Genomic DNA, 23683 nt, shown 5'->3' with positions numbered 1-23683 from the left:
GAAAAACTGGGAGCTACATATGAAACGTACCACCACAATGCTGACAGCTGTTGCTCTGGCAACTGCAGCAGGCGGAGTTTCCGCCGAAGAAATGACGATCGTGTCCTGGGGCGGCGCCTATTCCAAGTCGCAGCTCAAGGCCTATCACGAGCCCTATTCGGAAAAGACCGGCGTCACCATCCTGAACGATGACAGCTCGGCCGAGGCCGTGGCCAAATTGCGCGCCATGAACGAGGCGGGCAACATCACATGGGATGTGGTCGACGTGGTTGCCGCGGACGCGATCCGTCTGTGTGACGAAGGTCTGGCAATGGAAATCGACCCGGACACCCAGCTGGCGCCTGCGCCGGACGGCACCCCGGCTTCGGAAGACTTCGGCGATCTGCTGGTCAGCGAATGCTTCATCCCTCAGATCGTGTATTCGACCACCTTTGGGTATCGGACCGACATGGTCGGGGACAACCCGCCGACCGACATCTGCGCGGTCTTCGACCTGGAGACCTATCCCGGCAAGCGGTCGCTGGAAAAGCGCCCGATCAACAACATGGAATGGGCCCTGCTGTGCGACGGCGTCCCGAAGGACGAAGTGTATGACGTTCTGGCAACCGACGAAGGCCAGGACCGTGCTCTGAAGAAGCTGGACACCATCAAGGACAGCGTCGTCTGGTGGTCCGCCGGCGCCGATACGCCCCAGCTGCTGGCTGACGGCGAAGTCGTCATGGGCTCGACCTACAATGGCCGCCTGTTCAGCGTCATCGAAGAGCAGAAGCAGCCCGTCGCCATGCTGTGGGACGCGCAGGTCTTCGATCTGGACGGCTGGATCATTCCCGCCGGTCTGAGCGAAGAGCGCAAGCAACGCGCGCTGGACTACATCATGTTCGCGACCGACACCCAGCGCCTGGCGGATCAGGCCAAATACATCTCGTACGGCCCGGCTCGCGCTTCGTCGGCTCCGCTGGTCGGCAAGCATGCCGAACTGGGAATCGACATGGCTCCGCACATGCCGACCGATCCGGAAAACGCCAAGAACACGTTCCTCTACAACTACGAGTTCTGGGCTGACTACCGCGATGACATCGACGCCAAATTCCAGGCGTGGTTGGCGCAATAAGAGCTTGAATCTCTGAAGAAACGTCAGGTGGCGGTGCGCCGCCATCTGACCCGGGCACAACCAAGAGGCACTGATGACTGACGCAAGCCAAACAGCAGGACCCATGCTGGCAGCGGACGGAACGCCGCTCAAGCAATCGCTGGCGCGTTCATTGCGACGTCAGAAACTGCGCGCGCTTATGCTGATCGCGCCTTTGCTTCTGTTCGTGCTGTTTTCCTTCCTCGTACCGATCGCATCGATGCTGTTTCGGTCGGTGGAAAATGGGATTGTCTCGGAAACCCTGCCCCTGACGGTCGAAGCGCTGGACAACTGGGATGAAACCAGCGGCGAATTGCCGGGCGAGGACGTCTATGATGCCTTCGTTCGTGACATGGTGGTCGCGATCGAAAACAAGGAACACACCCGGCTTGGAACGCGTCTGAACTACGAAGAAACCGGCATGTCTTCGCTGTTCCGCCAGTCAGGCCGCAAGATCAAACGGCTGGACCCCGAAACCGACGGTCCGTTCAAGGAAAAGCTGATCGAGATCCACGACGGCTGGGGGGACCCGCAGACGTGGCGCGTGATCAAAACCCATGCGGTTCCGATCACCAACGGTTACTTCCTGAACGCAATCGACATGCGGCGCACCCCGGAAGGTGCTCAGGCTCAGCCGGAAGACAAGCAGATTCTTATCAAGCTGTTCGGGCGTACGTTGTTCATGTCGCTGGTAATCACCGGGGCCTGCATCCTGCTGGCCTATCCGGTCAGCTACCTGCTGGCGACCCTGCCAATGCGCGTGTCGAACCTGCTGATGATTCTGGTTCTGCTGCCCTTCTGGACGTCGCTTCTGGTGCGGACATCCGCATGGAAGGTCATGCTGCAGCAGCAGGGCGTTATAAACGACACCCTCGTCTGGCTCGGGCTGGTCGCAGATGACGCCCGGCTGATCATCATCAACAACCAGATCGGCACGATCATTGCCATGACGCATATCCTGCTGCCGTTCATGATCCTGCCGATGTATTCGGTGATGCAGACGATTCCGCCATCCTACACCCGCGCGGCCAAATCCATGGGCGCGACGAACTGGACCACGTTCTGGCGGATCTACTTCCCGCAATCCATCCCGGGCATCGGAGCGGGATCGATCCTCGTGTTCATTCTGGCAATCGGCTACTACATCACGCCCGAAATCGTGGGCGGCACCAAGGGTGTCTTCATCTCGAACCGGATTGCCTATCACATATCGTCGTCGTTGAACTGGGGCCTGGCTGCAGCATTGGGGACGATCCTGCTGGCGGTGGTTCTGATCCTCTACTGGGTCTACGACAAGATCGTGGGCATCGATAACGTGAAGCTGGGGTAATCGACATGGCCGCACTGACACCAATTTCGCGCAAGCCCCTATCCATGGTCCTGCCCAGCGTCGCACTGGCCGGCGCGTTTGCCGGCATGTTTGTTGGCGCAGGAAACGGCTCGGTCCCCCTGGGAATGATCGGCGGCGCGGCGCTGACGGCCCTTTTGGCCTGGATCTACATCTCGGTCCTCAAGAACGAGAGGCTTGCCTACTGGATCAACATCATCGGCTTCGCGGCCGTCGGCTTCGCGGTTTCCGGGCCGATGGGCGGTGTGCTCGGCTTCTTGGGCGGCTGGTTTTTCGCATGGTTCACATTCTGGCTGTACGAGGGCCGATACCGCCGCAAACTGCTGCCTTATCTGACGGCACAGCAGGTGTTCTATCACTATCTGTTCCGGGTGATCTGCGGCGCGATCTTCGTTTTCCTGATCACGCCAATTCTGGTTGTTCTTCCGCTGTCGTTCAACGCGCAGGACTTCTTTACCTTTACGCCCGAGATGCTGCGGCTGGACCCCGAAGGGTATTCACTGAAGCATTACCAGGATTTCTTCACCAACAACGAATGGCAGCGCAGCTTCAAGAACTCGCTGATCATCGCGCCCATCGCGACTATCATATCGGTAACGCTGGGAACGCTGGCGGCCATCGGTCTCAGCCAATCGCATGTGCCTGGGCGGCGCGCCATCATGGGGATCCTGATTTCTCCGATGATCGTGCCGCTGATCATCTCGGCCACGGGCATGTTCTTCTTCTACAGCGACATCGGCCGCTTCCTTGAAGGCACTTTGGGCATGAACAAGACCTTTGTGGGCTATCTCAAGGTGATTCTGGCCCACGCCGTTCTGGGCATTCCCTTCGTCATCATCACCGTGACGGCCACGCTGGTCGGGTTTGACCGCTCGCTGACGCGGGCCGCTGCGAATATGGGCGCGGGCCCGGTGCGGACCTTCTTCAAGATCCAGATGCCCCTGATCCTGCCGGGCGTGATCTCGGGCGGGCTGTTCGCCTTCATCACTTCGTTCGACGAGGTGGTCGTGGTGCTGTTCGTCGGATCGGCCAGCCAAAAGACCCTGCCTTGGCAGATGTTCACCGGCCTGCGCGAGCAGATCAGCCCGACCATCCTGGCCGTGGCCACGATCCTCGTCGTCATCTCGATCGCGCTGCTCACCACGGTTGAGCTGCTGCGGCGGCGGTCGGAACGTCTGCGCGGGCTGACGCCGGCTTGACCGGCGGCATTTGCTGATCTAACGATTTCCTGGTTCACCCCCTGCTGCGATGGCGTCGCAGCACCCAAGGGGGTGATCGGCTCTCGGACCCCGAGACCGCCTGTCCTGTACGCCGGGACATGTGGCCGGGCTTTGCACGTCCGGCAAAGAAACGAGAGAGCACATGACAGACCTTTCAAATCGCCCCGAATTCTTCACCTGCCACAACGGCGACAAGGCGCCCCTGCCCTTCAGTCGGGCCGAGTACGACCGCCGGTTGGCCAAACTGCGCGCCATCATGGCGCAGCGGGACATCCCGGTCGTTCTGCTGACCTCGATGCAGAACATCGCCTACTACTCGGGCTTTTTGTACTGCGCCTTCGGCCGGCCCTATGGCTGCGTGGTGACGCAGGACACTTGCACCACCGTGTCGGCGAATATCGACGCGGGCCAGCCCTGGCGCCGGTCGGTCGAAGACAACGTGATCTACACCGACTGGAAGCGCGACAACTACTGGCGCGCCGTAGCCAGCCTGATCGGGAATGCCCGCCGGATCGGCATCGAAAGCGACCACATGACGCTGGCTGCGCGCGACACGGCCCTGGCCATGCTGAACCAGCCCGAGCTTGTGGACATCGCTCCCGACACGATGGCCGCGCGGATGGTGAAATCGGCCGAGGAGATCGAACTGATCAAGGGCGGCGCCCGCACGGCGGATGTGGGCGGCGCAGCCATCCATGCCGCGATCCGTGAAGGTGCCACCGAGATCGAGATTGCCATGGCCGGCCGCGACGCGATGGAGATCGAGATCGCCCGCGCCTATCCCGAAGCCGAGTACCGCGACACCTGGGTCTGGTTCCAGTCAGGCCTGAACACCGACGGCGCGCACAACCCCGTCACCAAGCGGGCGCTGCAGAAAGGCGATATCCTGTCGCTCAACACCTTCCCGATGATCTCGGGCTATTACACCGCGCTGGAACGCACCCTGTTCCTGGGCGAGCCCGACGCCGACAGCCTACGCCTGTGGCAGGCCAATGTCGCCGCCCACGAACTGGGGCTGAGCCTGATCAAACCCGGCGCGACCTGTTCCGGCATCACAGCCGAGATCAACCGGTTCTTCGCCGATCAGGGCCTGCTGCAATACCGCTCGTTCGGATATGGCCATTCCTTCGGCATCCTCAGCCACTATTACGGCCGCGAGGCGGGCCTGGAACTGCGCGAGGACATCGACACAGTGCTCGAGCCGGGCATGGTGGTGTCCATCGAGCCGATGCTGTGGATTCCCGAAGGTCAGCCCGGCGCGGGCGGCTACCGCGAGCACGACATTCTGGTCGTAGGCAAGGACGGGGCCGAGAATATCACCGGCTTTCCGTACGGACCGGAACACAACATCATCCAGGCGTGATGCAGAGGGGGCGCGGCATCGGCCTTGCCCCTGTTTCCGCCTGAAACGGGTGTCAGGCCAGTATGGCGTGGATTTTGTCCAGCGTCGCGACGCTGACACCAACCCCGTCCTGGCTGGCCTGCAGGCGCTTGGCGCGCCGACCATCGCCGGGCAGACGCGCTCCTTCCTGATACCGGATCGCCTCGACAAGTTCCGCGATATTGGCAGAAAACCCCGACCCGGCCGTAGCGCCGGGGTCGATGGCAATGAAGAACTGGCCGGTTTTTGGCGGGCCGCCCACAGTTCCGGAAAAGGGTGAAGCATGGATGCCCAAAGTGGCCCCGGTCAATGCGGCGGCCATTACCTCGGTCAGGAGTGCGACGCCCACGCCCTTGTAGCCGCCCGAAGGCGCCATCGAGCCCTTGAGGCCAACGGCCGGGTCAGTTGTCGGGTTGCCATCAGGGTCCAGCGCCCAACCGACCGGAATCGGTTTTCCCTCGCGGGCGTGTTTCATGACCTCGCTTTTTGCGATCGTGCTGGCGCTTTGGTCGATCAAGACGGCAGGCTGCCCATCAGCACCCGGAACGGCCAGCGAAAACGGGTTCGTGCCCACGACGGGCCGTGAACCACCCGACGGTGCAATGGATGCAGGTGCATTGGTGAACCCCAGACCAACAAGGCCCGCCTGAGCCAAGCGATAGGTGTGATACCCCAGCACACCACAATTGTAACTGTTGCGGATGGCCAGCGCAGCTATCCCCTGCTCGCGTGCAGCCGGGATCAACGCGTCGAACCCTAAGTCGATCGCCGGGTGCGCGAAACCGGTGGCCGCATCAACGACCACCACGCCCGGTTTGGGGGCGGACATCACCGGCTGTGCACGCCCGTCCACCTTGCCGCATTGTACGTGCTCGCAATAGATCGGGATGTAGGCCAGCCCGTGGCTGGCCACTCCATCCGCCTCGGTCGCGGCGGTCGCAACCGCCAATGGCCGGGCATTGTCCTCGGACGTTCCGGCCGCCATCAGTGCGCGCAACGACAGGTCCTCGATTTCAGCAAGTGACAACGTTCGGGTTTCCGGCATCTCGGCCTCCTCAGTCATTATCGGACAAACCAGCACCTGCACCCAACCGGCGAGACTCTTCGGTTGCCGGGGCATAGGTGCGTTGAGCCAGAGTGTTCAAAAAAGCCAGAGCCGCAGACGCCGGCAGGGCGCGCGTCCGCTTGGCGCGCAGTTTGTTGGGCGTACCGCCGATCCTTACGGTGACCTTTGTGGCGCTTTCCGGCCAAAGATCCGGAGCGTCCACGACCTCCCCGTCCGTCGTGGCACTGAGTTCAGCGCAGACGACAGTCACAGTGGTCCGCAATCGGCGTGCAGCGTTGCCAGCGAACGGCACGAGAAACAGCGGAACCGCAACGTTATGCAGAACGATCGGCCCGCGGCCCAGATGTTCCGAACAATCTGACAGCAGCATCCCCGCCCCCAACGGGCACATCTGCCCATGCGCACGCCAATTCGCCCCGAGAACCTGCGGCGTGTGTGCAACAAACCGAAGGGCAAATTCCTGGCGCAGGACCGCTGACAAGGCGGCTGCGCCGTCAAAACCTTGACGACACAGCCAGCGGGTCGCTTTGGCGGCGTCCTCGGCCGGCCCCCAGTGATGACCCGCCCCACGTGCCGCGCGTTTTGCCAATCCTTCGACCTCGTTCAGCGACAGATTCATACCGGCACCTCAGGATAAACCCAGAAATCGGCATTTTCGGGCGAAAGATTCTCTGGGTAAGGCGCGCCTGAATACATGCAGATACGGACCCAACGGTCCGAGCGGGGATCGAAATGCGTGGCGCCAAAAAAGGACAGTTTGGCGCGGAGCATGTCGATCGGCAGAACCGATGCACCTATCGTGTTGTCTCGGATCTCGCTGTAGGGGGCCTTGCGGCTGATCTGCGCCCGGCGGATCGTGTGGCGATGTTCAGGATGGCGCAGAAGAAATTCCGCGGTGGTCGCGGCTGTGTCCCAATCGGCCATTGCCGAATATGCCGCTGCCGCATCCCGTGCCGGGGCAAGCGGTTGTTCGTACTCGGCTACCGGCTCGTCAAAGCGCTCACCCAGTCTGGGTTCCAGCTTTTCTTCCGATACATACCAGACCCTTGCGCAGGCTTCCCGGGCGCCCCAGTCCAGATCCAACGCCCAACCGAAACCGTCGCGGATCGCCTGCCGCACATCGGCTAGCGGCATGGCGCCGTCAATCTCGTACAGATGCGGGCTTGAATCTGCCATGCATCCTGACAAACCGTCCACCAAGTCTGAATAGGGTTCGAGGATCAGGGAAAGAAGCAACTCCTGCCCCTCCTCGCTCAGAACAGTTTCCGACCACTCCACCAGACGGTTCCACGGTCTTCGGCCAGTAAGCTCGTCATGGCGAAGAAAGCCCGCGATCGCCCCGAGGTCCGATTTCAGAGCAGACAGTTTCCGCTCTTGTATCGGATGTTCCGAATGCCATTGGCCAATCGACAATTGGCTGCGATCAAACACCGACCGGAATACACTGATTTCTTCTTGGGTCGCGGTTTCCACGGCTCGAACCCGGGCGATTGCCTCCTCGCGCGCCATGATCCAGTTGTTCAGAAGGACCGGATGATTGATCAGGAAGGGCGCCATGCCCAGTCCCGTGGAATTCCCTATGCCCAGGCGGCGCGCGATATCAGGAGACATCCTGACGGCCTTGCTTCCCCCTTTGGCGCGCGCCATGTGTTCGACCAGGTCCCGCACGAAGGCGCGGGTGAGGAAGACCGACAGCATCTCGGCCTGAAACGGCCCCTCGGTTTCCGCACGGTTTGCAAGGTTTTCCCGGTCCGCGGCGCCGAATTTACCCGATCCGTACACAGCCGTAGTTCGCATCAGGTAGCCAACCATTTGGATCTGCTCCAGATCCGGCTGTCGACCGTCGGCCAGGGCTTCGACTACATGCGCCCACAATCGGACCGAGCGGTTGGCCCGGGACAGCGACAGCTCGGTTTCGCTGATCCGACCGGCCTCTTGCAGCGGAACATTGCGGGACAGCCGGTCAAGGTCGGCTTCGGAAGGGATTCCGTCGAATAGGGTGAAGGTCGCGTCCCACGCATCCGCGATCACTCGGTCCGACCGTTTTTCAGGTGGAAGATCATGGGCGAAGGCCACCAGAGAATAAGCGCGCTCGGGTCCTTGGGCGACATAGACGGCTCGTCCGACACCTGCCTCGTCAATCTCGAACACCGGCGTGGAAAACCGCCAGTTGTCGCGTGCCAGGCGGCGGGTCAGAACGCGCATGAAGCTGAGCCTGCACTGGTGCAAGGACCCGAGCCGGCTGAGCCGCATAACGGTTGCCGGATCCCGGCGCGCGATATGCGGCCCCGGTCCGGTCAATTCTGGACCGGTCCGAAGTTATCCGCAAAAAAGCGGTACCAGTTCTGCCCCATGATCCCGGCGACTTCGGTCGGAGTCATCCCAACCGCGAGAAGGCCGGCCTCGATCTTGTCAAAGTCACGATTGTCCCGGAACCATTTTGGCATCGGCGGAAAACCCGGGTTCGCAGACGATCCTTCGCCGTAATCGATTTCCTTGGTCCAGCGACCCACACGCATCCACTCGACAACGCTGTCGGGTTGGTCCTGGCACAGGTCGGTTCCGATCCCGAGATGCTGTGTTCCGTATTTTTCGGCCGTTCGGGCAATCATGGTGCAAAAGCTTTCCAGCGAGCAGTCGGACTTGTCCTTCAGGTGATGAGGGTAGACCGAAAACCCGAGCATCCCACCTCTTTCCGTCACGGCGCGGATGACGGGGTCACGCTTGTTGCGCAGGGCGGGCGCCCAGTCATGCGGATTGGCGTGGGTGATGGCGATCGGACGCGCGGAAAGGTCGGCCGCCTCGATCGTCGAGCGGTCGGCCGAATGGCTCATGTCGATGACCAATCCCACGCGGTTCATCTCCTTGATCACCTGCCGCCCCATCCGGGTGATACCGGTGTCTTCAGCCTCGTAGCAGCCGGTCGCTAGCAGGGATTGGTTGTTGTAGGTCAACTGCATGAACCGGGCACCGAGATCGTACAGTATTTCAATCAGCCCAATGTCATCTTCCATGGGTGATGGGTTCTGGAAACCAAAGAAAACGGCCGTACGCCCAGTGTCACGCGCGGTGTCGATGTCGCTGGCCGATCGTCCCTTCATGATCAGGTCCGGGAACAACTCGAACCATCGGTTCCATTTCTCGAGGTTCTGAACCGTTTCACGAAAATTCTCGTGGTAGGCGACGGTGACGTGGATGGCATCCACGCCCCCTTCCCGCAATTGCCGGAAGATCTTTTCCGACCAGTTGGCGTATTGCAGGCCGTCAATCCGCATCAGATCGGGGTCCCGGCGCTGATATAGGCGGTTTTGACAGTGGTGTAGAACTCGGCGGCCGCTTTGCCTTGTTCGCGCGGTCCATACGAGCTGTCGCCCCGGCCACCGAAAGGAACGTGATAATCAGTACCTGCGGTGGGCAAATTGACGGTCACGACACCGGTTCTTGCATGACGCCGGAAATGCGTCGCGCGCGCAAGATTCTGGGTCACGATGCCCGATGTCAGGCCGAAATTCGTGTCATTCACGATCGCCAAAGCCTCATCATAGCTGTCGACCTTGAGCACGCTGGTCAGCGGGGCGAACATCTCTTCCCGGTTGATCCGCATGCAGTTGTTCGTGTTCACGAACACGCCGGGCGACATGTAATACCCGTCATGCTGCAGCTCCAGCCGATGCCCGCCGCACGCCAGCTCGGCGCCTTCGGATTGGCCAAGTTCGACATAGGCCAGGTTTTCTTGCAGTTGCTGCTCGCTGACGACGGGTCCCATCTGCGTGCCTTCCTCCAGGGCATGCCCGACTTTCAGTGCCTTGGCGCCGGCGACAAGCTTCTCGACAAACGCGTCGTGGATCGCGGCATGGACCACCAACCGCGAAGAGGCGGTGCACTTCTGCCCGGTGCCGCCAAACGCCCCGCCCAGTGCAAGTGACACCGCCAGATCCAGATCCGCGTCATCCATCACGGCCAACGCGTTTTTGGAGCCCATCTCCATCTGCACCTTGGTCAGGTTCTGGATGGCTGCTGCGGCAATGCCCTTGCCGACGGGTACCGACCCGGTGAACGAGATTGCATCCACCTGAGGGCTCTCAACCAGTCCTTGGCCGATTGCGCCGCCTGACCCCATGACCAAACTGAAAAGACCCTTGGGAATGTCCTGACGCTCAATGATCTCAGTCAACGCCACGGCTGAGGCCGGGGTCAGGTTGGCCGGCTTCCACACTACGGCGTTCCCATAACACAAGGCCGGTGCGATCTTCCATGCGGCCGTAGCTGTCGGGAAATTCCAAGGAGAGATTACCGCGACAACCCCGACCGGTTCGCGGCGCACGTCGATTTCGACGCCCTCACGTACGCTGTCCGCGTTTTCACCAATCTGGCGCAGGCATTCCGCCGCATAATACGTAAAGAACTGCCCCGCGCGGTAAACCTCGCCCTTGCCCTCGGCAAACGGCTTCCCCTCTTCTCGCGACAACAACCGCCCCAACTCTTCGGCGCGGGACATCAACTCGGTCCCGATACTCATCAGTACCGCCTGCTTGCGCTCCAACCCATAGGCCGCCCATTCCAGCTGCGCGTTCCGTGCCCGGTCGAGGGTCGCGGACAGCTGATCGGCGCTTGCCTGGGCGAACAGGCCAATCACATCCGTCAGATCAGAGGGGTTTCGGTTCTCGATAGCGGTGTCGCCGGCCATCCACTCGCCGGCAATCAGGTTCAATTTTGTCACAGGGTGCCTCGGCTCTGGTACGTTTCACGAACAGAATAGACCTCTGCCCGGACATCAGGCAAACTCAAACAAATTTAATGGACTTCAGGAAATCTGAAATTTGTCGCTGAAACTGGAAATGCTCCGCTGCTTTTGCACCGTCGCCCAGTCCGGAAATCTGGCCGAAGCCGCAAGCCGTCTGGGTCGCACTCAGTCTGCAGTCTCGATGACCCTGAAACAGTTTGAAGAGCATCTGGGCAAACGCTTGTTTCTGGGTGAGCGAAAGAACCAGCTGTCGCCTCTGGGGGCGGAAGTCTTTGCCCTCGCCCAAAATCAGGTCCGCCAATTTGACGACACGGTCCAAAGTATCGAAGCCCTGGCCAAGGCGTCCCAAGGGCTGATCCGGATCGTGTCCGTCCCGTCGGTGGCAGCACTGCTGTTTCCATCGGTGCTTGACTACCTGTCCAGCGCCTTTCCCGGCTTGAAGATCGAGCTGAGGGACACCGACACCCGACAGGTTTTGGACAGCCTCGCCGAGGGGCGGGCGGATGTGGGGATTGCCTCGGGTCATCACCCGTTGAACGGAATACAGGCCGAGCCGCTGTTTCAGGATAGGTTCGGGCTTGTGGCCGCCGCTGATCACGCCCTGATCACCGCGCACGAGCCACCAACGCTGAACCAGGTCGCGGCCAAGGGATTCGTGCACAACTCACTGTGCCAACTCATTGAAAATCCGGGTTTCGAAGACGTTATCGCAGGGTCTGCGATAACGGTGCACAACACTCACTCGTTGATCGCCATGGTCGCGACCGGGCGGTGGGTGACCATACTGCCCGAAACGGTCGCACGGTTTCTGCCAGAAAACACTGCCTTCCGTCCGATCGAGGATTTGTCGGACGTTCGTGATGTTTATCTGTACACCCGCGAGCGAACACAGTTCCCCGAAGTGGCAGAGGAATGTCGCAGGCATATCCTGAATTGGCCTCGCGATAGAGACCACAGAGAACAACCCTGCCAAGCGCACCCACGCGGGGGAAATGGAGCAAGCTTGCGGAATGCGTTTCCTAAATACGATGGATAAAATACGTGCTGAACCAGCGGAAAACCGTTCCGCGTTCAGAAAAGGGAAATCTTTTTTAGCGTGTTCGAAGAAGATGGTGCCCCCACACGGACTCGAACCGCGGACCTACTGATTACAAATCAGTTGCTCTACCAGCTGAGCTATAGGGGCAAGCATTACGCTTTCAGATACCTTTGCAGGCAAAGGCAAGAACGGGCAACCACTCCTACCTTGTCAACCCACTGTGATTACATGGCTATCGAAAGACCTGTAATTCCATTGAGCCGATGGCGCTGTGATTAGGTGAAAGCCTCAATAAAGGCAAGCGGGTTTGCGACGGAATTTTGCAACAACATGCGGAAAATCTGCGCCACATCAAATCGCCTCGATCATCTGCAACACAGACGCCGCAGATGGGTATGCAGCAACGACGATTTCGAGGCATCTCGACCCAGTCGTTTCTGGCGCTGTTCTGTTCTTTGAGCTTGAACCACAATCAAGTTTGGACGTTCTCAGGCAATCTTTATCATTGCGAAAGAGTGGCAGGTTTGACTGTCGATCGTTCAACCTGTAACCCCGGAACGTACTCAATCGAAGGGCAAGGACAGCGGTCGACATGCATGTGGCCATTCACTCCGGTGTGGTTTTTTCAGACGGGGGGCTCCTGCTCAAATCGCTTCAGGCGAATGCCAGTGTATTGCAGGAAAACGGCATTGTGCTGTTTGGTCCGCGCCGGTTCCGGAAGGCGTTCAAGACGCCGCTGAATGCACTGGACGAAGGCAAGCTGACCCCAGATGCCTTCGAGCGTTTGAGAGCCCAAATTCCTGATGATCCGGAAACCGGCCGGGTGGTCATGAGCACTGCGGACTTCATCGGAGAACTGAACAGCGCCATAAAGGACGGCCAATTCTTCCCCCATGCAGGTCGTCGGCTAGCCTTGCTGGATCAGGCTTTCGAAGGACACGAGCTCGAATTGTTTATCGGGCTGCAAAATCCGGGCAGCTTCATACCCAAGGTATTGATGGCATTGCCGGACGAAACCCGCGACAGCATTCTGGCTTCAACTGACCTGAGTTGCCTAAGTTGGCTGACCCTTATCGAGGATATTCACGATCTTGCCCCGGCCGTTTCGATCACGGTCTGGGCCAATGAGGAGTGCCCGCTGATCTGGGGAGACATTATCCGCAGCCTGTGCGGTCTGAGCGCCGACATACCACTGACCGAGGAGTTCTCGCTGCTATCCTCGCTGGTTGACGCAGACGGCAAGCGGGAGATTGAAGAGATCCAACAACAGGTCGGGCACGCGGACCCGACCCTCCTTCACGACCGCCTCGCGGCCGTCTTTTCGCAGCACGCCTTGCCGGACAGAATCGAGGAGGAACTGGACTTCCCCGGGTGGAGCGCCGAAATCCACGCGGCGTTTTCCGAGCTTTACACACAGGATCTGGAACGGCTCAAGAAAATGCCGGGCGTGCGGTTTCTGGGGCGCTGACCGAAGCCTCACAAGGCCCGAGGCTTACATGCCGAGGGCTTCTTTGTACATTTCCAACACCGCTTCTTCTTCGGCGATATCGTCTTTGTCACGCTTGCGCAGCGCTATAACTTTGCGCATCACCTTGGTGTCGTAGCCACGTGCCTTGGCCTCAGCCATCACTTCCTTCTGCTGGTCAGCGATGTCTTTCTTTTCGGCCTCCAGACGTTCGAACCGTTCGATGAACTGGCGCAGCTCGCCTGCGGTCACGCGGTAGTTCGCAGCGGCCTGGTCTTCGGTCATGTCTTCCATATGCGTCTCTCCCAAGTGGAAATCTCTTTAGCCGGGGTCACGGGCAACATGTCGGATACCGTGCCGGCGGGTCAGCCGCAAGCGAACAATGGGGCTGCTTGCCTTGTGCCGCCGGCAACGATCCGCTAAGCGCATCGGCAGCGAAACAGAACGATGCGGGGCGCAATGTTCGAGGTGTTCATCTGGGGAGGCGCCAGCCTGTCACTGGCCGGGCTGGCAGGATTGGTCTGGTGCATTCTGCGCGTGATGAAGGCTCGTCGGTCAGGCTTGACTGACGACGAATTGCGGGCGGCCGTTCAGCGGGTGCTGCCTTGGAACATGGGCGCGCTTTTTCTGTCCGTCATAGGACTGATACTGGTTATCCTTGGCATATCGTTCGGCTGATCGCCGGTGTCAGATCGGCATATTGTCGAACTGAGCTTCAACCGCATCTTCGATCAAGGCAGCGTCCAGCCGTCGGAAGCGCGATGGTACGCTCATGCCTTGAGCGCGCATGCGTTCAATTACCTTCGTGACGCTGGGCTGCAGTGCCAGCCGGGTCTCGAGATTTGCCCCGTGCAGTTTCCGCTCCAGCCGCTCGGCTTCGAAATATAGCTCGTTCGTGGTCATGGCCATCCTCCCAAATGCTGCCATCCTGCCTGATATAGGTAACAGGATTGAGACCAACACAGGACCCGCCCAATCCCAGCAAAAAATCGCCCGCTCGCTATCAGGCGACCGGCACTGGGCCGCGAGTCGATCGAATATTAACCTAATTTCCACCAAACTGCCTTGACAGACATCAATCCGCAAAAGCCGCAATGGAAGAAATCGCATTGCGCAAGTACCTTCACGCCGTGGAACTGGACAGGGCTGACTCTGCGACCTAAGAAATCGGAATGGAGATTCGACAGATCACGCCCCGCTATTTCGTCTCGCCGCAGATCACGGTCGAGGATGTGCCCGCCATCGTTGCCGCCGGCTTCGTCAAGGTCATCTGCAACCGGCCGAATGTCGAAGTGCCTGCCGCCATGCAATCCGAGGTAATCGGCCAGGCCGTGCGGGATGCGGGTCTCGAGTTTGAGGTGCTTGAACTGACGCACCAAACCATGACGCCCGAGAACGTGGCACGGCAGCGCGACCTTGCCGAGTCTTGCGAAGGCCCGGTTCTTGCCTACTGTGCCTCGGGCACACGCTGTTCTGTCGTTTGGGCTCTTGGGCAGTGTGACACAATGAGCCCCGATGAAATTCTCGAAGCCACGGCAAAGGCGGGCTACGCGCTGGACGGTTTGCGGCCGGCATTGGTGCAGATGCGGTCTGCGAACACCTGATTTCATACGTCAGTCGTTGGGTCGTTCCACAGGAGCAGGAAGACCCGCCAACTCGGATATCTCGGACGCGAGGCGGTCGGTGCTTGCTTGCGCGAAGTCTTCATCCGCTGCGGATTGCGCATGCGATCGGTCTTCGGCAACGGCGTCCTGACGCGACAATTCAACATCTGCCATTTCAACCGGCGCGTCCCTTCGCTTGTGCTCGATAAAGCTCTGCGCTTCGGGTCGTGTTGGGGCGGGTGGCTGCAGAAATTCGTTGATCCGCACGGCCCGTTGACCGCCACATTGGCCCAGACGTCCTGTAGTGGCCTGGTTCCGATCAATCGCGGCAATGTCGATCCGATCAAGTCGCGCGCCCGCAAGTGGCAGCAGATCCCCGATGCCCAGATCCGACAGCGTTGTCAGCGGAAGATGCATCCGACAAATCACCGCGTTGAGTTCGGCCCGAACCACGCCTGCAGCTTGCGACAGTGTCTTGAGCGGTTCCAAATCTGCGTGTTTGGCCTGCCCCTCGGCCACCGAGATTTTCGGCAGCAGGATGAGGACCGTTCCCTGCCGCACACCGCCCTCGAGTTCAACCGTGAACTCGAACGCATCATACCTGTCCTCGACCAGTGCCAAAGAAAGCGTGCGCCGATCGACCGCCCTTGAGGTGAACTCATATCCATTCAGGCGGGCTGCATCGCTTTGATCATCGACCAGTTTCCGGGCCCGGTCCAGCATGTCCTCGACCAACGGGACCACCATTGCCGCATCGGTGTCGGTGAGGGCGCGAGGCTGGGGCGGGTTCGCGAATACTTCGCCCATTGTCTGCTTCTGGATGACTGCCGAGACCAAACCGACGTCCAAGACAACACTGGCTACCCTGCCCTCTTTGGTCGCGAACAGCAGAAACATCTGACCGTCTTCCAGCCGGCTCGTGACGACTTCCTGGCATTTGCTGACCTGTTTCGCGCCAATGACAGATGCTGATAGCTTGAACCGTTCGACCGCGGCACGGGCAATCGCAAGGCGCAATGCCCGCAGCAGCGCCCGGGATCTGCTGCCCGTCCCCTCTTGTCCTGCCGACAATTTGCGCGCCAAGGCCGCGCTGACAGTCTTTGACATCGCAACGGTCCGCCAGTTTCCATTCTGCTCGCTACTGGTCTAGCCCATTGTTCGTTACGAATACCTTTACTTGGCCGTTACTGAGCGGCCTGGCGGTGTGGCAATGGCAGGCTGACGCGGAAAGCTGCGCCGCCCTGCCCGGGCAGATAGGTGATTTCTCCTCCAAGCCGGTGCATGATCTCACGGCAAATTGCCAGTCCAAGACCTGCACCGCCCGCCTTGTCGAATCCGACCCGCGCGAATTTCTCAAAGATCATCGACTGGGCGTCCGGCGGGATGCCGCTGCCGTTGTCGACAAAGTCGATCACCGCCTGGCCGCCGACATCATGGGCTGAAATCGTCAGGACCGGCTCGGGCGCGTCACAGTATTTCTGGGCGTTCGAAATCAGATTGATGAAGACCTGCCCCAGGCGATCCAGATCGGAATGCAACGCGATGCGCTCGGCAGACAGATTGCGGCGAATGGTCAAAGGGCTTTCTGCCCCGGCCATAGTCGTTGAAACGGCCCGATCCAGAACCGTTCGCAAGCTGGCATCACCCATATTCAGGCTGACCTGACCGTTTTCCAGAACGCTCAGGTCCAACAGGTCATCCAGCAGCCGCGTCAGACGCAGCGCTTCGTCATGGATGATCGTCGCATAACGCCGGGAATCCTCAGCGCTCAGCCCGTCAGTGTCCCGCATGATCTCCGAAAAGGCACGAATGGACGTCATCGGAGTGCGCAACTCGTGGCTGACCTGCCCCAGAAAGGCATCTTTCTGACGCGAGATCTGGGTCAATTTTTCGTTGGCCTCACGCAGCTTGCGGGCCGTACGGCTCAGTTCGGCCGACTTCGCCTCAAGCTGGCTGGAGTATTCCAGCAATTGCGCGGATTCGTCGGCCACCGCCAACAGATCCTCGACCGAAACGGACGAACCTCCGACGATCTGCCCGATCATGGCATGAGCGGTGGCCGCACCGACCGAGCCGCTCAATTCGCGTTCCAGCCGTTCCAGAAAACCCGGCGTAGGTTCGGGCCAGCGCCCGCGCACGCCCTGCTTTTCCGCCTCGGCCTGAAAGAAATCCTGAGCGGGACCGGCCCCGAGGATCCGTTGGGTCATGATCATCAGGTCTTCACTCTGGGCAACGGATCCCGTCCACCCCCCGGGCGCGACAGAATGATCAAAGACATTGACGAACTGCGCCCCCTGCAACCGTTCAAGCGGGCTGGGAAAGCTCAGGAGAGACGCGAGGCAAAAGGCCAACGTGTTCAGTGACAGCGACCACAGCACCGTGTGGGTCATCGGGTCCAAACCATCAAGGCCGAACAACGCCTGCGGACGCAGCCATCCAAGACCGAAAGGACCGTTTTCGATGACCGAGGCGGACATGACACTGCCGCCCATTCCCGGCAGCAACAGCGTGTAGATCCAAAGGAAGAACCCCACGCTCAGCCCGACAAGGGCACCTGTCCGTGTGGCCCCGCGCCAGAACAGGCCACCAACCAGAGCCGGCAGGATCTGCGACACACCTGCAAAGGCTACCAGGCCGATCGAGGCCAGCGCGGCGCCGCCACCGGACATACGATAGTAAAAGAACCCCAAGGCCATGATGGCGGCAATCGAAACCCGGCGCGCCATCAGCACCACGTTTCGCACATCGCCTGACATGGAACTGGCGTTCTCGCGCGTATTCAGCCAGATCGGCATCACGACGTGGTTCGAGACCATGGTCGACAGGGCCATCGCCGTCACGATGACCATCGACGTGGCCGACGAAAAACCGCCGATGAAAGACAGCATCGCCAGCCAGTCATTCCCCTGTGACAGAGGAACCGTCAGCACGAAAAGGTCCGGATTTGACCCGGCCGGCAGCAGATCCAGCCCGACGACCGCAATGGGAACCACGAAAAGGCTCATCAAAAGAAGATAGAGCGGGAACGCCCAGGCCGCCGTTCTCAGGTGACTTTCGTCGTCGTTCTCGACGACCATGACCTGAAACATTCTCGGCAAGCAGACAAAAGCAGCCGCCGACAGGAAGGTAATGGCCATCCAGCGTCCGGTATCGACGTTCCAACGCCCGATTTCCGACGCGTCGATCCGCTCCATCATGGGCGTGACGCCTCCGGCCACCCCCCAGACGACAAAGATGCCCACCGCCAACAAAGCGAACAGTTTGACGACGGATTCCAACGCGATGGCGGTCACCACGCCATGGTGCCGTTCATTGGCATCCAGGTTCCGGGTGCCGAACAGAATGGCAAACACGGCCAGACCCGCGGCCACCCAGAATACGCTGGCGCCCTCACGGTAAAGGCCCGAAGGGTCGGCTTCGGCGAAAATCGAGAACGACAGCGTTATCGACTGGAGTTGCAGCGCGATATAGGGTGTGCCCCCCAGCACGGCGAGGATCGTAACACAGATGGCCAAGGTGTTCGACTTGCCATAGCGCGATGAGATCAAGTCGGCGACCGAAGTCACCCTCTGGCTACGGCCCACACGCACTAGCTTGCGCAGCCCCCACCACCAGCTGATCATCACCAAGGTCGGCCCGAGGTAGATCGTCACGAATTCCAGACCGGACCGGGCCGCATTGCCGACCGCGCCATAGAAGGTCCAGGCCGTGCAGTAGATCGACAAAGACAGCGTGTAGATCAACGGTGACCGCAGCCATTTGCCTCTCCCCGCTGCGGCCATTCGATCGGCTGCAAACGCGACGCCGAACAAAAGCACGACGTAGCCCAGGCAAACAAGGATCAGGACGTTCAGCGTGGCCATTGCTCACTCTCTGCCGCGGACCCCTCCGAGGACGACATCCGCCGGGCGGCAAAGCCGAACAGGAGGCTGACCACAATCAGGGCGGCCCAGCATGAAAAGACATAAAGAATGGCCGACGACAACGGGACGCCAGAGTTTTCCGGCCCCGGATCCGGCCACAGCAGCGGGATGCAGATCAGACCCGCGCCGACAAAGGGCAGCATTCGGGCCGCATCGGCCAGCCTGCGGCGGCGGTAACTCTGCCGTTCCAAAAACACCGACGGACGCGGGCCTGTCGGGCGGGCTGGCTCGTTTTCCGGTGTGGTCATGACTGTGACGCCTGCGCGTGCAAATCACGCACAGCCGTCAGCACTTCGGTATTCGAGAACGGTTTCGTCATGAACCGGCTGACGCCTGCCTTTTCAGCCATCTCGCGGTCTCGCGACTGACCGCGAGCGGTCAGCATCAGAACAGGCAAGGCGCGCATCTCCTCGTGCTCGCGCAATTCGCGCAGAACATCCATACCGCTCTTGCCGGGCAGCATCACATCCAGAATGACCAGATCAGGCTGCGCAGACAATATCGTTTGAACCGCGTTTTCACCTTCGGCATGGGTTTCGACCTGCCACCCTTCGCGGGTCAGCAGAAACCTGATTGCCTCCGTGATGTTCGGTTCATCCTCGATCAACAGAACCTTGCGGCTCATATGTTCACTTCCTCCCCAAGACCGGTCGCACCTCCAGCCACCTGCCAAGTGCAGATTAATCGCTGTGTCAGGAAACTGTCAAAAACCTTCACTCAAAATCGACGGCTCCCGCCGCGAGTCGCACGGCTTTCGGGGACAGATCCTGCAGCTCGTGCCGACCTGTAGCGGCAAGTCGGTGGCCACGCCGGGCTCTTTGACCGGCAGCACCAGCATCGCCGATCTGTACACAGGTTCCTGACCGAAGGCGCTGACGGGTTGAGGCCAGGCGATTGCAAAGCAGTCGAAATCCGCCGGCGTCCGGCCCAACAGGGTCACGCGTTTTCGGATCGGCACAAGGGGCCGGTTCAGCGCGCTGAAGACCGGCCACAAAGGACAGGCTTCGCCGTGGCGCGGCATTGCGAAACCGGGGACCGGCTTGAACAGCAAAATGCTTCCTGATGAATCGCATATGACCAAACCAGCCGGGCGCGGCATGACATCCTCGGGCAGAAACGCAAGCCGTCGCAGGACTGTCGGCACGTCAACAGAAAACCGCGCGGCAAGACGCAGAGGATCAACGCCTTCGACCTCCAGTGCCTCCGAAACCGCTTCCAGCGGCATGGCCCGGGCATCCGCCGCATAGGCGTCGAGCACCTGACGCGCGACAGATCTTGAGGCGGAAGAGGCCATCTCGGCCTGCGCGAGGGTTACCGGGTCCTGTCCTGTCTCAAGTTCCGGCAAATGAAACCCGCGCTTCTCCAGAAATGCCTCGACCTCCTCCATCGGCAACCCGCGCCGTTCGCCGGTGTCCTCGCTTTCGTCCAAAAAGGCGACCAGAGCTTTTGAGCTTTCAGCCAGACGTTCGGCATCCTGGTGCAAGTTTCGGTGGAATCTGTCGCGCCACTCGGCCTCGATCTCGCCCGGTTCGGCCAAGATGGCGGCTGTCGACCGAATCGCTGCTGCGGCGGACAGGACTTCGTGCATGGATGCCGCAAGGTGCGGGTCATGGGTCAGCCGGTCTGACAGGGTTTCCACGGTACGTTCCAGCGAAACCACCCGACGATGCATCTGTGCCAGTACAGCGGCCCAGCCGGGAAACCGGCCGGCGAATTCATCCAGCGCCTCAACTTCGGCCTTTTGGCCGACCGCATCCGCCGCCGCCTCACGAAGAGCCGCGATCAGCGTCGCCTCGACCCCCTGTGTCAAAACCGAAGGCTCAACGGACAAAGCCGAAGCGATATCGACCAGCAGTTTGCCCCCGATGCGCCGCCGATTGTGCTCGATCAAGTTCAGATATGACGCTGAAATGCCGACCTGACGCGCCAGCTGGGCCTGACGCAAGCCCGAGATTTGCCGCCTTTCGCGGATACGGCTGCCCGTCAATGAATCACGCATGATGCCCCCGCCGAAACGTGTTCGAGTTGCCCTCGAAACAACCCCTTATTTTCTGAATACTTCATGTATTTATATGATTTACGCCGCCCTTTTCAAAGCAGTTTTACAACATTGACAATGTCGTGGCTTTCACCGGGCTCTGATCGCTTTCGGACGCCAAAGCAATCCTGTGCTGCAATGCCCTCTTCAATTCCGGCCGAATTGGCGGCACGATAGGCAAATGAGTGATCCGGCCTTCGAATACGCACCTATCGGGCTTGTCGAGCTTGAAAACCGCATCATCCGGCGGTGCAATTTGCAGTTTGCCCGGACATTCGGGGGCAACGAATCCGACTACCGCAACCTGCCTTTGCTGCACCTGTACCCATCCGTTGCCGATTGGGAGAGAATTGGCGCACGAAGTCTTCAGGTCATGCGGGACACCGGCTACTACACGGACGAGCGGGTCATGCGCCGCCGCAACGGCGACTTGTTCTGGTGTCGCGCGCGCGGCCGGTCGCTGACACCCGATGACCCATTCCGCCATGGAATCTGGAGCTTCTCCGACATTTCCGAGGAACGCCCACTGGTCGAATTGACCAAACGCGAACGTGAAGTCGCGATCCTGTCCTGTCGCGGCCTGTCGGCCAAGGAAATAGGCGTCGAACTGGGGCTCAGCTACCGGACCATCGAAGCCTACCGCGCCCGGCTGCTCGAGAAATTCGGCGCGCGCAAGCTGCCGGAACTGGTCGCCAAACTGTCCGGCACGCCGTTCTGACCGTCGTGGACCCTGCCGATAACGCAGAAACCGGGGCCGAACGGCCCCAGTCGGCGCTTTTCATGGCCGCGCGGTTGCCTTATAACGCAGCGTAATTGACCAGAGCCCGCGCAGATAGACGGGCCAAAGGGGAACCTTCGAGGACACTCATGACAGACAACAGACACGAAGCGGATGTGACGTTCATCAAGGCACTGGCCGAACTCTTGCGCGAAAACGACCTGACTGAGTTGCAGGTGAAACGGGAATATGGCGAAGAAGACAGCCTGAACGTCCGGGTCAGCCGAGTAAGCCCGACAGCCGCGCCTGTGCAAGTTGCCGTCCCGGCACCCGCTGCCGCGCCGGCACCTGTCGCAGCCCCCGCTGCTGCCCCCGCCGAAGCACCCGCTGCCGTCGAGGACCCGGCGAGCCACCCTGGCGCGGTGACCTCGCCCATGGTTGGTACCGTCTATATGCAGCCGGAACCCGGCGCGTCCCCGTTCATTGCCGTTGGCGCATCTGTTTCCGAAGGCGACACGCTGCTGATCGTCGAAGCGATGAAGACCATGAACCACATCCACGCCCCCAAATCCGGCACCGTCAAGCGGATCCTGGTCGGGGATGGCGACGCTGTCGAATTCGGCACTCCTCTGGTCATCATCGAGTAAGGCGGGCCCATGTTCGACAAGATCCTGATTGCCAACCGAGGCGAGATCGCCCTGCGTGTGATCCGCGCCGCGCGCGAGATGGGGATTGCGACGGTTGCCGTGCACTCGACCGCCGACAGTGACGCCATGCACGTGCGCATGGCTGACGAGTCCGTGTGTATCGGACCGGCACCCGGCCCCCAGAGCTATCTCTCGATGCCCGCGATCATCTCGGCCTGTGAAATCACCGGCGCCCAAGCGATCCACCCTGGCTATGGCTTTCTGTCCGAAAATGCCGAGTTCGTTCAGATCGTCGAGGACCACGGCATCACGTTCATCGGCCCCACCGCCGAACACATCCGCATCATGGGCGACAAGATCACCGCCAAGGACACCATGAAAGAGCTGGGCGTTCCCTGCGTACCGGGCTCGGACGGCGGCGTTCCGGATCTTGAGGCCGCCAAACGCATCGGTGAAGAGATCGGCTATCCGGTCATCATCAAGGCCACCGCCGGTGGCGGTGGACGCGGCATGAAAGTCGCGCAGACTGCGGCCGAAATGGAAAGCGCCTTCATGACCGCGCGGGCCGAGGGCAAGGCCGCGTTCGGCAATGACGAGGTCTATATCGAGAAATACCTGACCACGCCCCGCCATATCGAGATTCAGGTCTTCGGCGACGGCAAGGGCAATGCGGTCCATCTGGGCGAGCGCGACTGTTCGCTGCAGCGCCGTCACCAGAAAGTATTCGAAGAGGCTCCGGGCCCCTGCATCACTCCTGAGGAGCGCGCCCAAATCGGCAAGGTCTGCGCGGATGCGGTCGCCAAGATCAACTATATCGGCGCGGGTACGATCGAGTTCCTGTATGAAAATGGCGAGTTCTATTTCATTGAGATGAACACCCGCCTGCAGGTCGAACACCCTGTGACCGAAGGCATTTTCGGCGTCGACCTTGTTCGCGAGCAGATCCTTGTTGCGGCCGGAGAACCGATGTCGTTCGGCCAGGACGATCTGGAGATCAACGGCCACGCGATCGAAGTGCGTATCAACGCCGAAAAGCTGCCGAACTTCGCGCCCTGCCCGGGCAAGATCACGGCGTATCACGCGCCGGGCGGCCTGGGTGTCCGGATGGATTCGGCGCTGTACAACGGGTATTCGATCCCGCCCTACTACGATTCGTTGATCGGCAAGCTGATCGTGCACGGCCGCGACCGCCCCGAAGCGCTGGCACGGTTGAACCGGGCCTTGGGTGAGTTGATCGTGGACGGTGTAGACACGACGGTTCCCCTGTTTCACGCACTTCTGCAGGAACCCGACATCCACAGCGGCGATTACAACATCCACTGGCTGGAGCACTGGCTTGCGGAGAACATGGCCTAGTATCG

At 60.5% G+C, this 23683-nt stretch carries 23 protein-coding genes and 1 tRNA gene; 11 read left to right on the top strand and 13 right to left on the bottom strand.

The window, feature by feature from the left end; all coding sequences use genetic code 11:
• The first annotated feature begins 19 nt into the window (after window positions 1-19).
• The 4 genes from ACR3EL_RS04710 to ACR3EL_RS04695 all read left to right on the top strand — a co-directional run bounded on the left by ACR3EL_RS04710 (window position 20) and on the right by ACR3EL_RS04695 (window position 5060).
• Window positions 20-1111 (top strand): extracellular solute-binding protein, encoded by a 1092-nt coding sequence (locus ACR3EL_RS04710; protein WP_093962659.1) that lies wholly within the window; start codon window positions 20-22, stop codon window positions 1109-1111.
• 73 nt (window positions 1112-1184) lie between these two features.
• Window positions 1185-2459 (top strand): ABC transporter permease, encoded by a 1275-nt coding sequence (locus ACR3EL_RS04705; RefSeq protein ID WP_170337618.1) that lies wholly within the window; start codon window positions 1185-1187, stop codon window positions 2457-2459.
• A 5-nt stretch (window positions 2460-2464) separates the two neighbouring features.
• Window positions 2465-3676, top strand: coding sequence for an ABC transporter permease (locus ACR3EL_RS04700; protein WP_093962661.1), 1212 nt, complete (start codon window positions 2465-2467; stop codon window positions 3674-3676).
• Window positions 3677-3839: 163 nt separating this feature from the next.
• Window positions 3840-5060 carry an aminopeptidase P family protein gene (locus tag ACR3EL_RS04695; protein WP_170337616.1) on the top strand — a complete coding sequence of 407 codons (1221 nt, stop codon included), beginning with the start codon at window positions 3840-3842 and terminating at the stop codon, window positions 5058-5060.
• 52 nt (window positions 5061-5112) lie between these two features.
• Here ACR3EL_RS04695 and ACR3EL_RS04690 read toward each other — a convergent pair whose 3' ends face one another.
• The 5 genes from ACR3EL_RS04690 to ACR3EL_RS04670 are packed head-to-tail and all read right to left on the bottom strand — an operon-like array spanning window position 5113 to window position 10831.
• A complete protein-coding gene (locus tag ACR3EL_RS04690) occupies window positions 5113-6123 on the bottom strand; it encodes an Ldh family oxidoreductase (RefSeq protein WP_170337614.1) in 1011 nt (336 codons plus the stop codon).
• A 10-nt stretch (window positions 6124-6133) separates the two neighbouring features.
• A complete protein-coding gene (locus ACR3EL_RS04685) occupies window positions 6134-6763 on the bottom strand; it encodes a DUF3726 domain-containing protein (protein ID WP_170337612.1) in 630 nt (209 codons plus the stop codon).
• Window positions 6760-8397: a hypothetical protein gene (locus ACR3EL_RS04680; RefSeq protein ID WP_170339392.1), complete on the bottom strand. Its 1638-nt coding sequence runs from the start codon at window positions 8395-8397 to the stop codon at window positions 6760-6762. Before ACR3EL_RS04680 ends, ACR3EL_RS04685 begins: the two co-directional genes overlap by 4 nt.
• A gap of 44 nt (window positions 8398-8441) precedes the next feature.
• Window positions 8442-9419 carry a membrane dipeptidase gene (locus tag ACR3EL_RS04675; protein ID WP_170390588.1) on the bottom strand — a complete coding sequence of 326 codons (978 nt, stop codon included), beginning with the start codon at window positions 9417-9419 and terminating at the stop codon, window positions 8442-8444.
• Window positions 9419-10831, bottom strand: a complete 1413-nt coding sequence (locus ACR3EL_RS04670; protein WP_480722454.1) for an aldehyde dehydrogenase family protein — start codon at window positions 10829-10831, stop codon at window positions 9419-9421. Before ACR3EL_RS04670 ends, ACR3EL_RS04675 begins: the two co-directional genes overlap by 1 nt.
• 133 nt (window positions 10832-10964) lie before the next feature.
• On the opposite strand from ACR3EL_RS04670, the gene ACR3EL_RS04665 reads away from it, so the two are divergent.
• Complete coding sequence (locus tag ACR3EL_RS04665) at window positions 10965-11924, top strand: LysR family transcriptional regulator (protein WP_480720634.1); 960 nt, start codon at window positions 10965-10967, stop codon at window positions 11922-11924.
• Window positions 11925-11998: 74 nt separating this feature from the next.
• Here ACR3EL_RS04665 and ACR3EL_RS04660 read toward each other — a convergent pair.
• A tRNA-Thr gene (locus ACR3EL_RS04660) sits at window positions 11999-12074 on the bottom strand.
• Between the two features lie 445 nt (window positions 12075-12519).
• Here ACR3EL_RS04660 and ACR3EL_RS04655 point away from each other — a divergent pair.
• Window positions 12520-13395 (top strand): hypothetical protein, encoded by an 876-nt coding sequence (locus ACR3EL_RS04655; RefSeq protein ID WP_170337607.1) that lies wholly within the window; start codon window positions 12520-12522, stop codon window positions 13393-13395.
• A gap of 24 nt (window positions 13396-13419) precedes the next feature.
• On the opposite strand, the gene ACR3EL_RS04650 is transcribed toward ACR3EL_RS04655, so the two are convergent.
• Entirely contained in the window at window positions 13420-13686 is a 267-nt protein-coding gene (locus ACR3EL_RS04650) for a DUF2312 domain-containing protein (RefSeq protein WP_093962669.1), read from the bottom strand.
• 165 nt (window positions 13687-13851) lie between these two features.
• Between ACR3EL_RS04650 and ACR3EL_RS04645 the strand changes: the two genes are divergently transcribed.
• Window positions 13852-14070: a hypothetical protein gene (locus ACR3EL_RS04645; protein WP_170337605.1), complete on the top strand. Its 219-nt coding sequence runs from the start codon at window positions 13852-13854 to the stop codon at window positions 14068-14070.
• Between the two features lie 9 nt (window positions 14071-14079).
• Here ACR3EL_RS04645 and ACR3EL_RS04640 read toward each other — a convergent pair whose 3' ends face one another.
• Window positions 14080-14295 carry a hypothetical protein gene (locus tag ACR3EL_RS04640; protein WP_170337604.1) on the bottom strand — a complete coding sequence of 72 codons (216 nt, stop codon included), beginning with the start codon at window positions 14293-14295 and terminating at the stop codon, window positions 14080-14082.
• 269 nt (window positions 14296-14564) lie between these two features.
• On the opposite strand from ACR3EL_RS04640, the gene ACR3EL_RS04635 reads away from it, so the two are divergent.
• Window positions 14565-14996, top strand: coding sequence for a protein tyrosine phosphatase family protein (locus ACR3EL_RS04635; RefSeq protein ID WP_170337602.1), 432 nt, complete (start codon window positions 14565-14567; stop codon window positions 14994-14996).
• 9 nt (window positions 14997-15005) lie between these two features.
• Here ACR3EL_RS04635 and ACR3EL_RS04630 read toward each other — a convergent pair whose 3' ends face one another.
• From ACR3EL_RS04630 to ACR3EL_RS04610, 5 genes are all read right to left on the bottom strand, one after another.
• Complete coding sequence (locus ACR3EL_RS04630; RefSeq protein WP_170337601.1) at window positions 15006-16103, bottom strand: FliM/FliN family flagellar motor switch protein; 1098 nt, start codon at window positions 16101-16103, stop codon at window positions 15006-15008.
• Window positions 16104-16180: 77 nt separating this feature from the next.
• Window positions 16181-18859, bottom strand: a complete 2679-nt coding sequence (locus tag ACR3EL_RS04625) for a sensor histidine kinase (RefSeq protein WP_170337600.1) — start codon at window positions 18857-18859, stop codon at window positions 16181-16183.
• On the bottom strand, window positions 18847-19167 hold the full coding sequence (locus ACR3EL_RS04620) for a hypothetical protein (protein WP_170337599.1): 321 nt from the start codon (window positions 19165-19167) through the stop codon (window positions 18847-18849). The genes ACR3EL_RS04625 and ACR3EL_RS04620 overlap by 13 nt, the downstream gene beginning before the upstream one ends.
• Window positions 19164-19544 carry a response regulator transcription factor gene (locus ACR3EL_RS04615; protein ID WP_093962675.1) on the bottom strand — a complete coding sequence of 127 codons (381 nt, stop codon included), beginning with the start codon at window positions 19542-19544 and terminating at the stop codon, window positions 19164-19166. Before ACR3EL_RS04615 ends, ACR3EL_RS04620 begins: the two co-directional genes overlap by 4 nt.
• A gap of 78 nt (window positions 19545-19622) precedes the next feature.
• Window positions 19623-20918 (bottom strand): helix-turn-helix domain-containing protein, encoded by a 1296-nt coding sequence (locus ACR3EL_RS04610; RefSeq protein ID WP_480720627.1) that lies wholly within the window; start codon window positions 20916-20918, stop codon window positions 19623-19625.
• Window positions 20919-21138: 220 nt separating this feature from the next.
• Between ACR3EL_RS04610 and ACR3EL_RS04605 the strand changes: the two genes are divergently transcribed.
• The 3 genes from ACR3EL_RS04605 to accC all read left to right on the top strand — a co-directional run bounded on the left by ACR3EL_RS04605 (window position 21139) and on the right by accC (window position 23678).
• Window positions 21139-21675 (top strand): LuxR C-terminal-related transcriptional regulator, encoded by a 537-nt coding sequence (locus ACR3EL_RS04605; protein ID WP_170337597.1) that lies wholly within the window; start codon window positions 21139-21141, stop codon window positions 21673-21675.
• Window positions 21676-21824: 149 nt separating this feature from the next.
• The gene (accB, locus tag ACR3EL_RS04600) at window positions 21825-22322 is read left to right on the top strand and encodes an acetyl-CoA carboxylase biotin carboxyl carrier protein (RefSeq protein ID WP_170337596.1); all 498 of its coding nucleotides are present in this window, start codon (window positions 21825-21827) and stop codon (window positions 22320-22322) included.
• A 9-nt stretch (window positions 22323-22331) separates the two neighbouring features.
• Window positions 22332-23678, top strand: coding sequence for an acetyl-CoA carboxylase biotin carboxylase subunit (gene accC, locus ACR3EL_RS04595; RefSeq protein WP_170337595.1), 1347 nt, complete (start codon window positions 22332-22334; stop codon window positions 23676-23678).
• The last annotated feature ends 5 nt before the right edge of the window (window positions 23679-23683 follow it).

It is taken from the genome of Ruegeria sp. BJ3 (assembly GCF_056535665.1).
The sequence above is the reverse complement of the archived record's forward strand: the minus strand, read 5'-3'. Positions and strand labels throughout refer to the sequence as shown.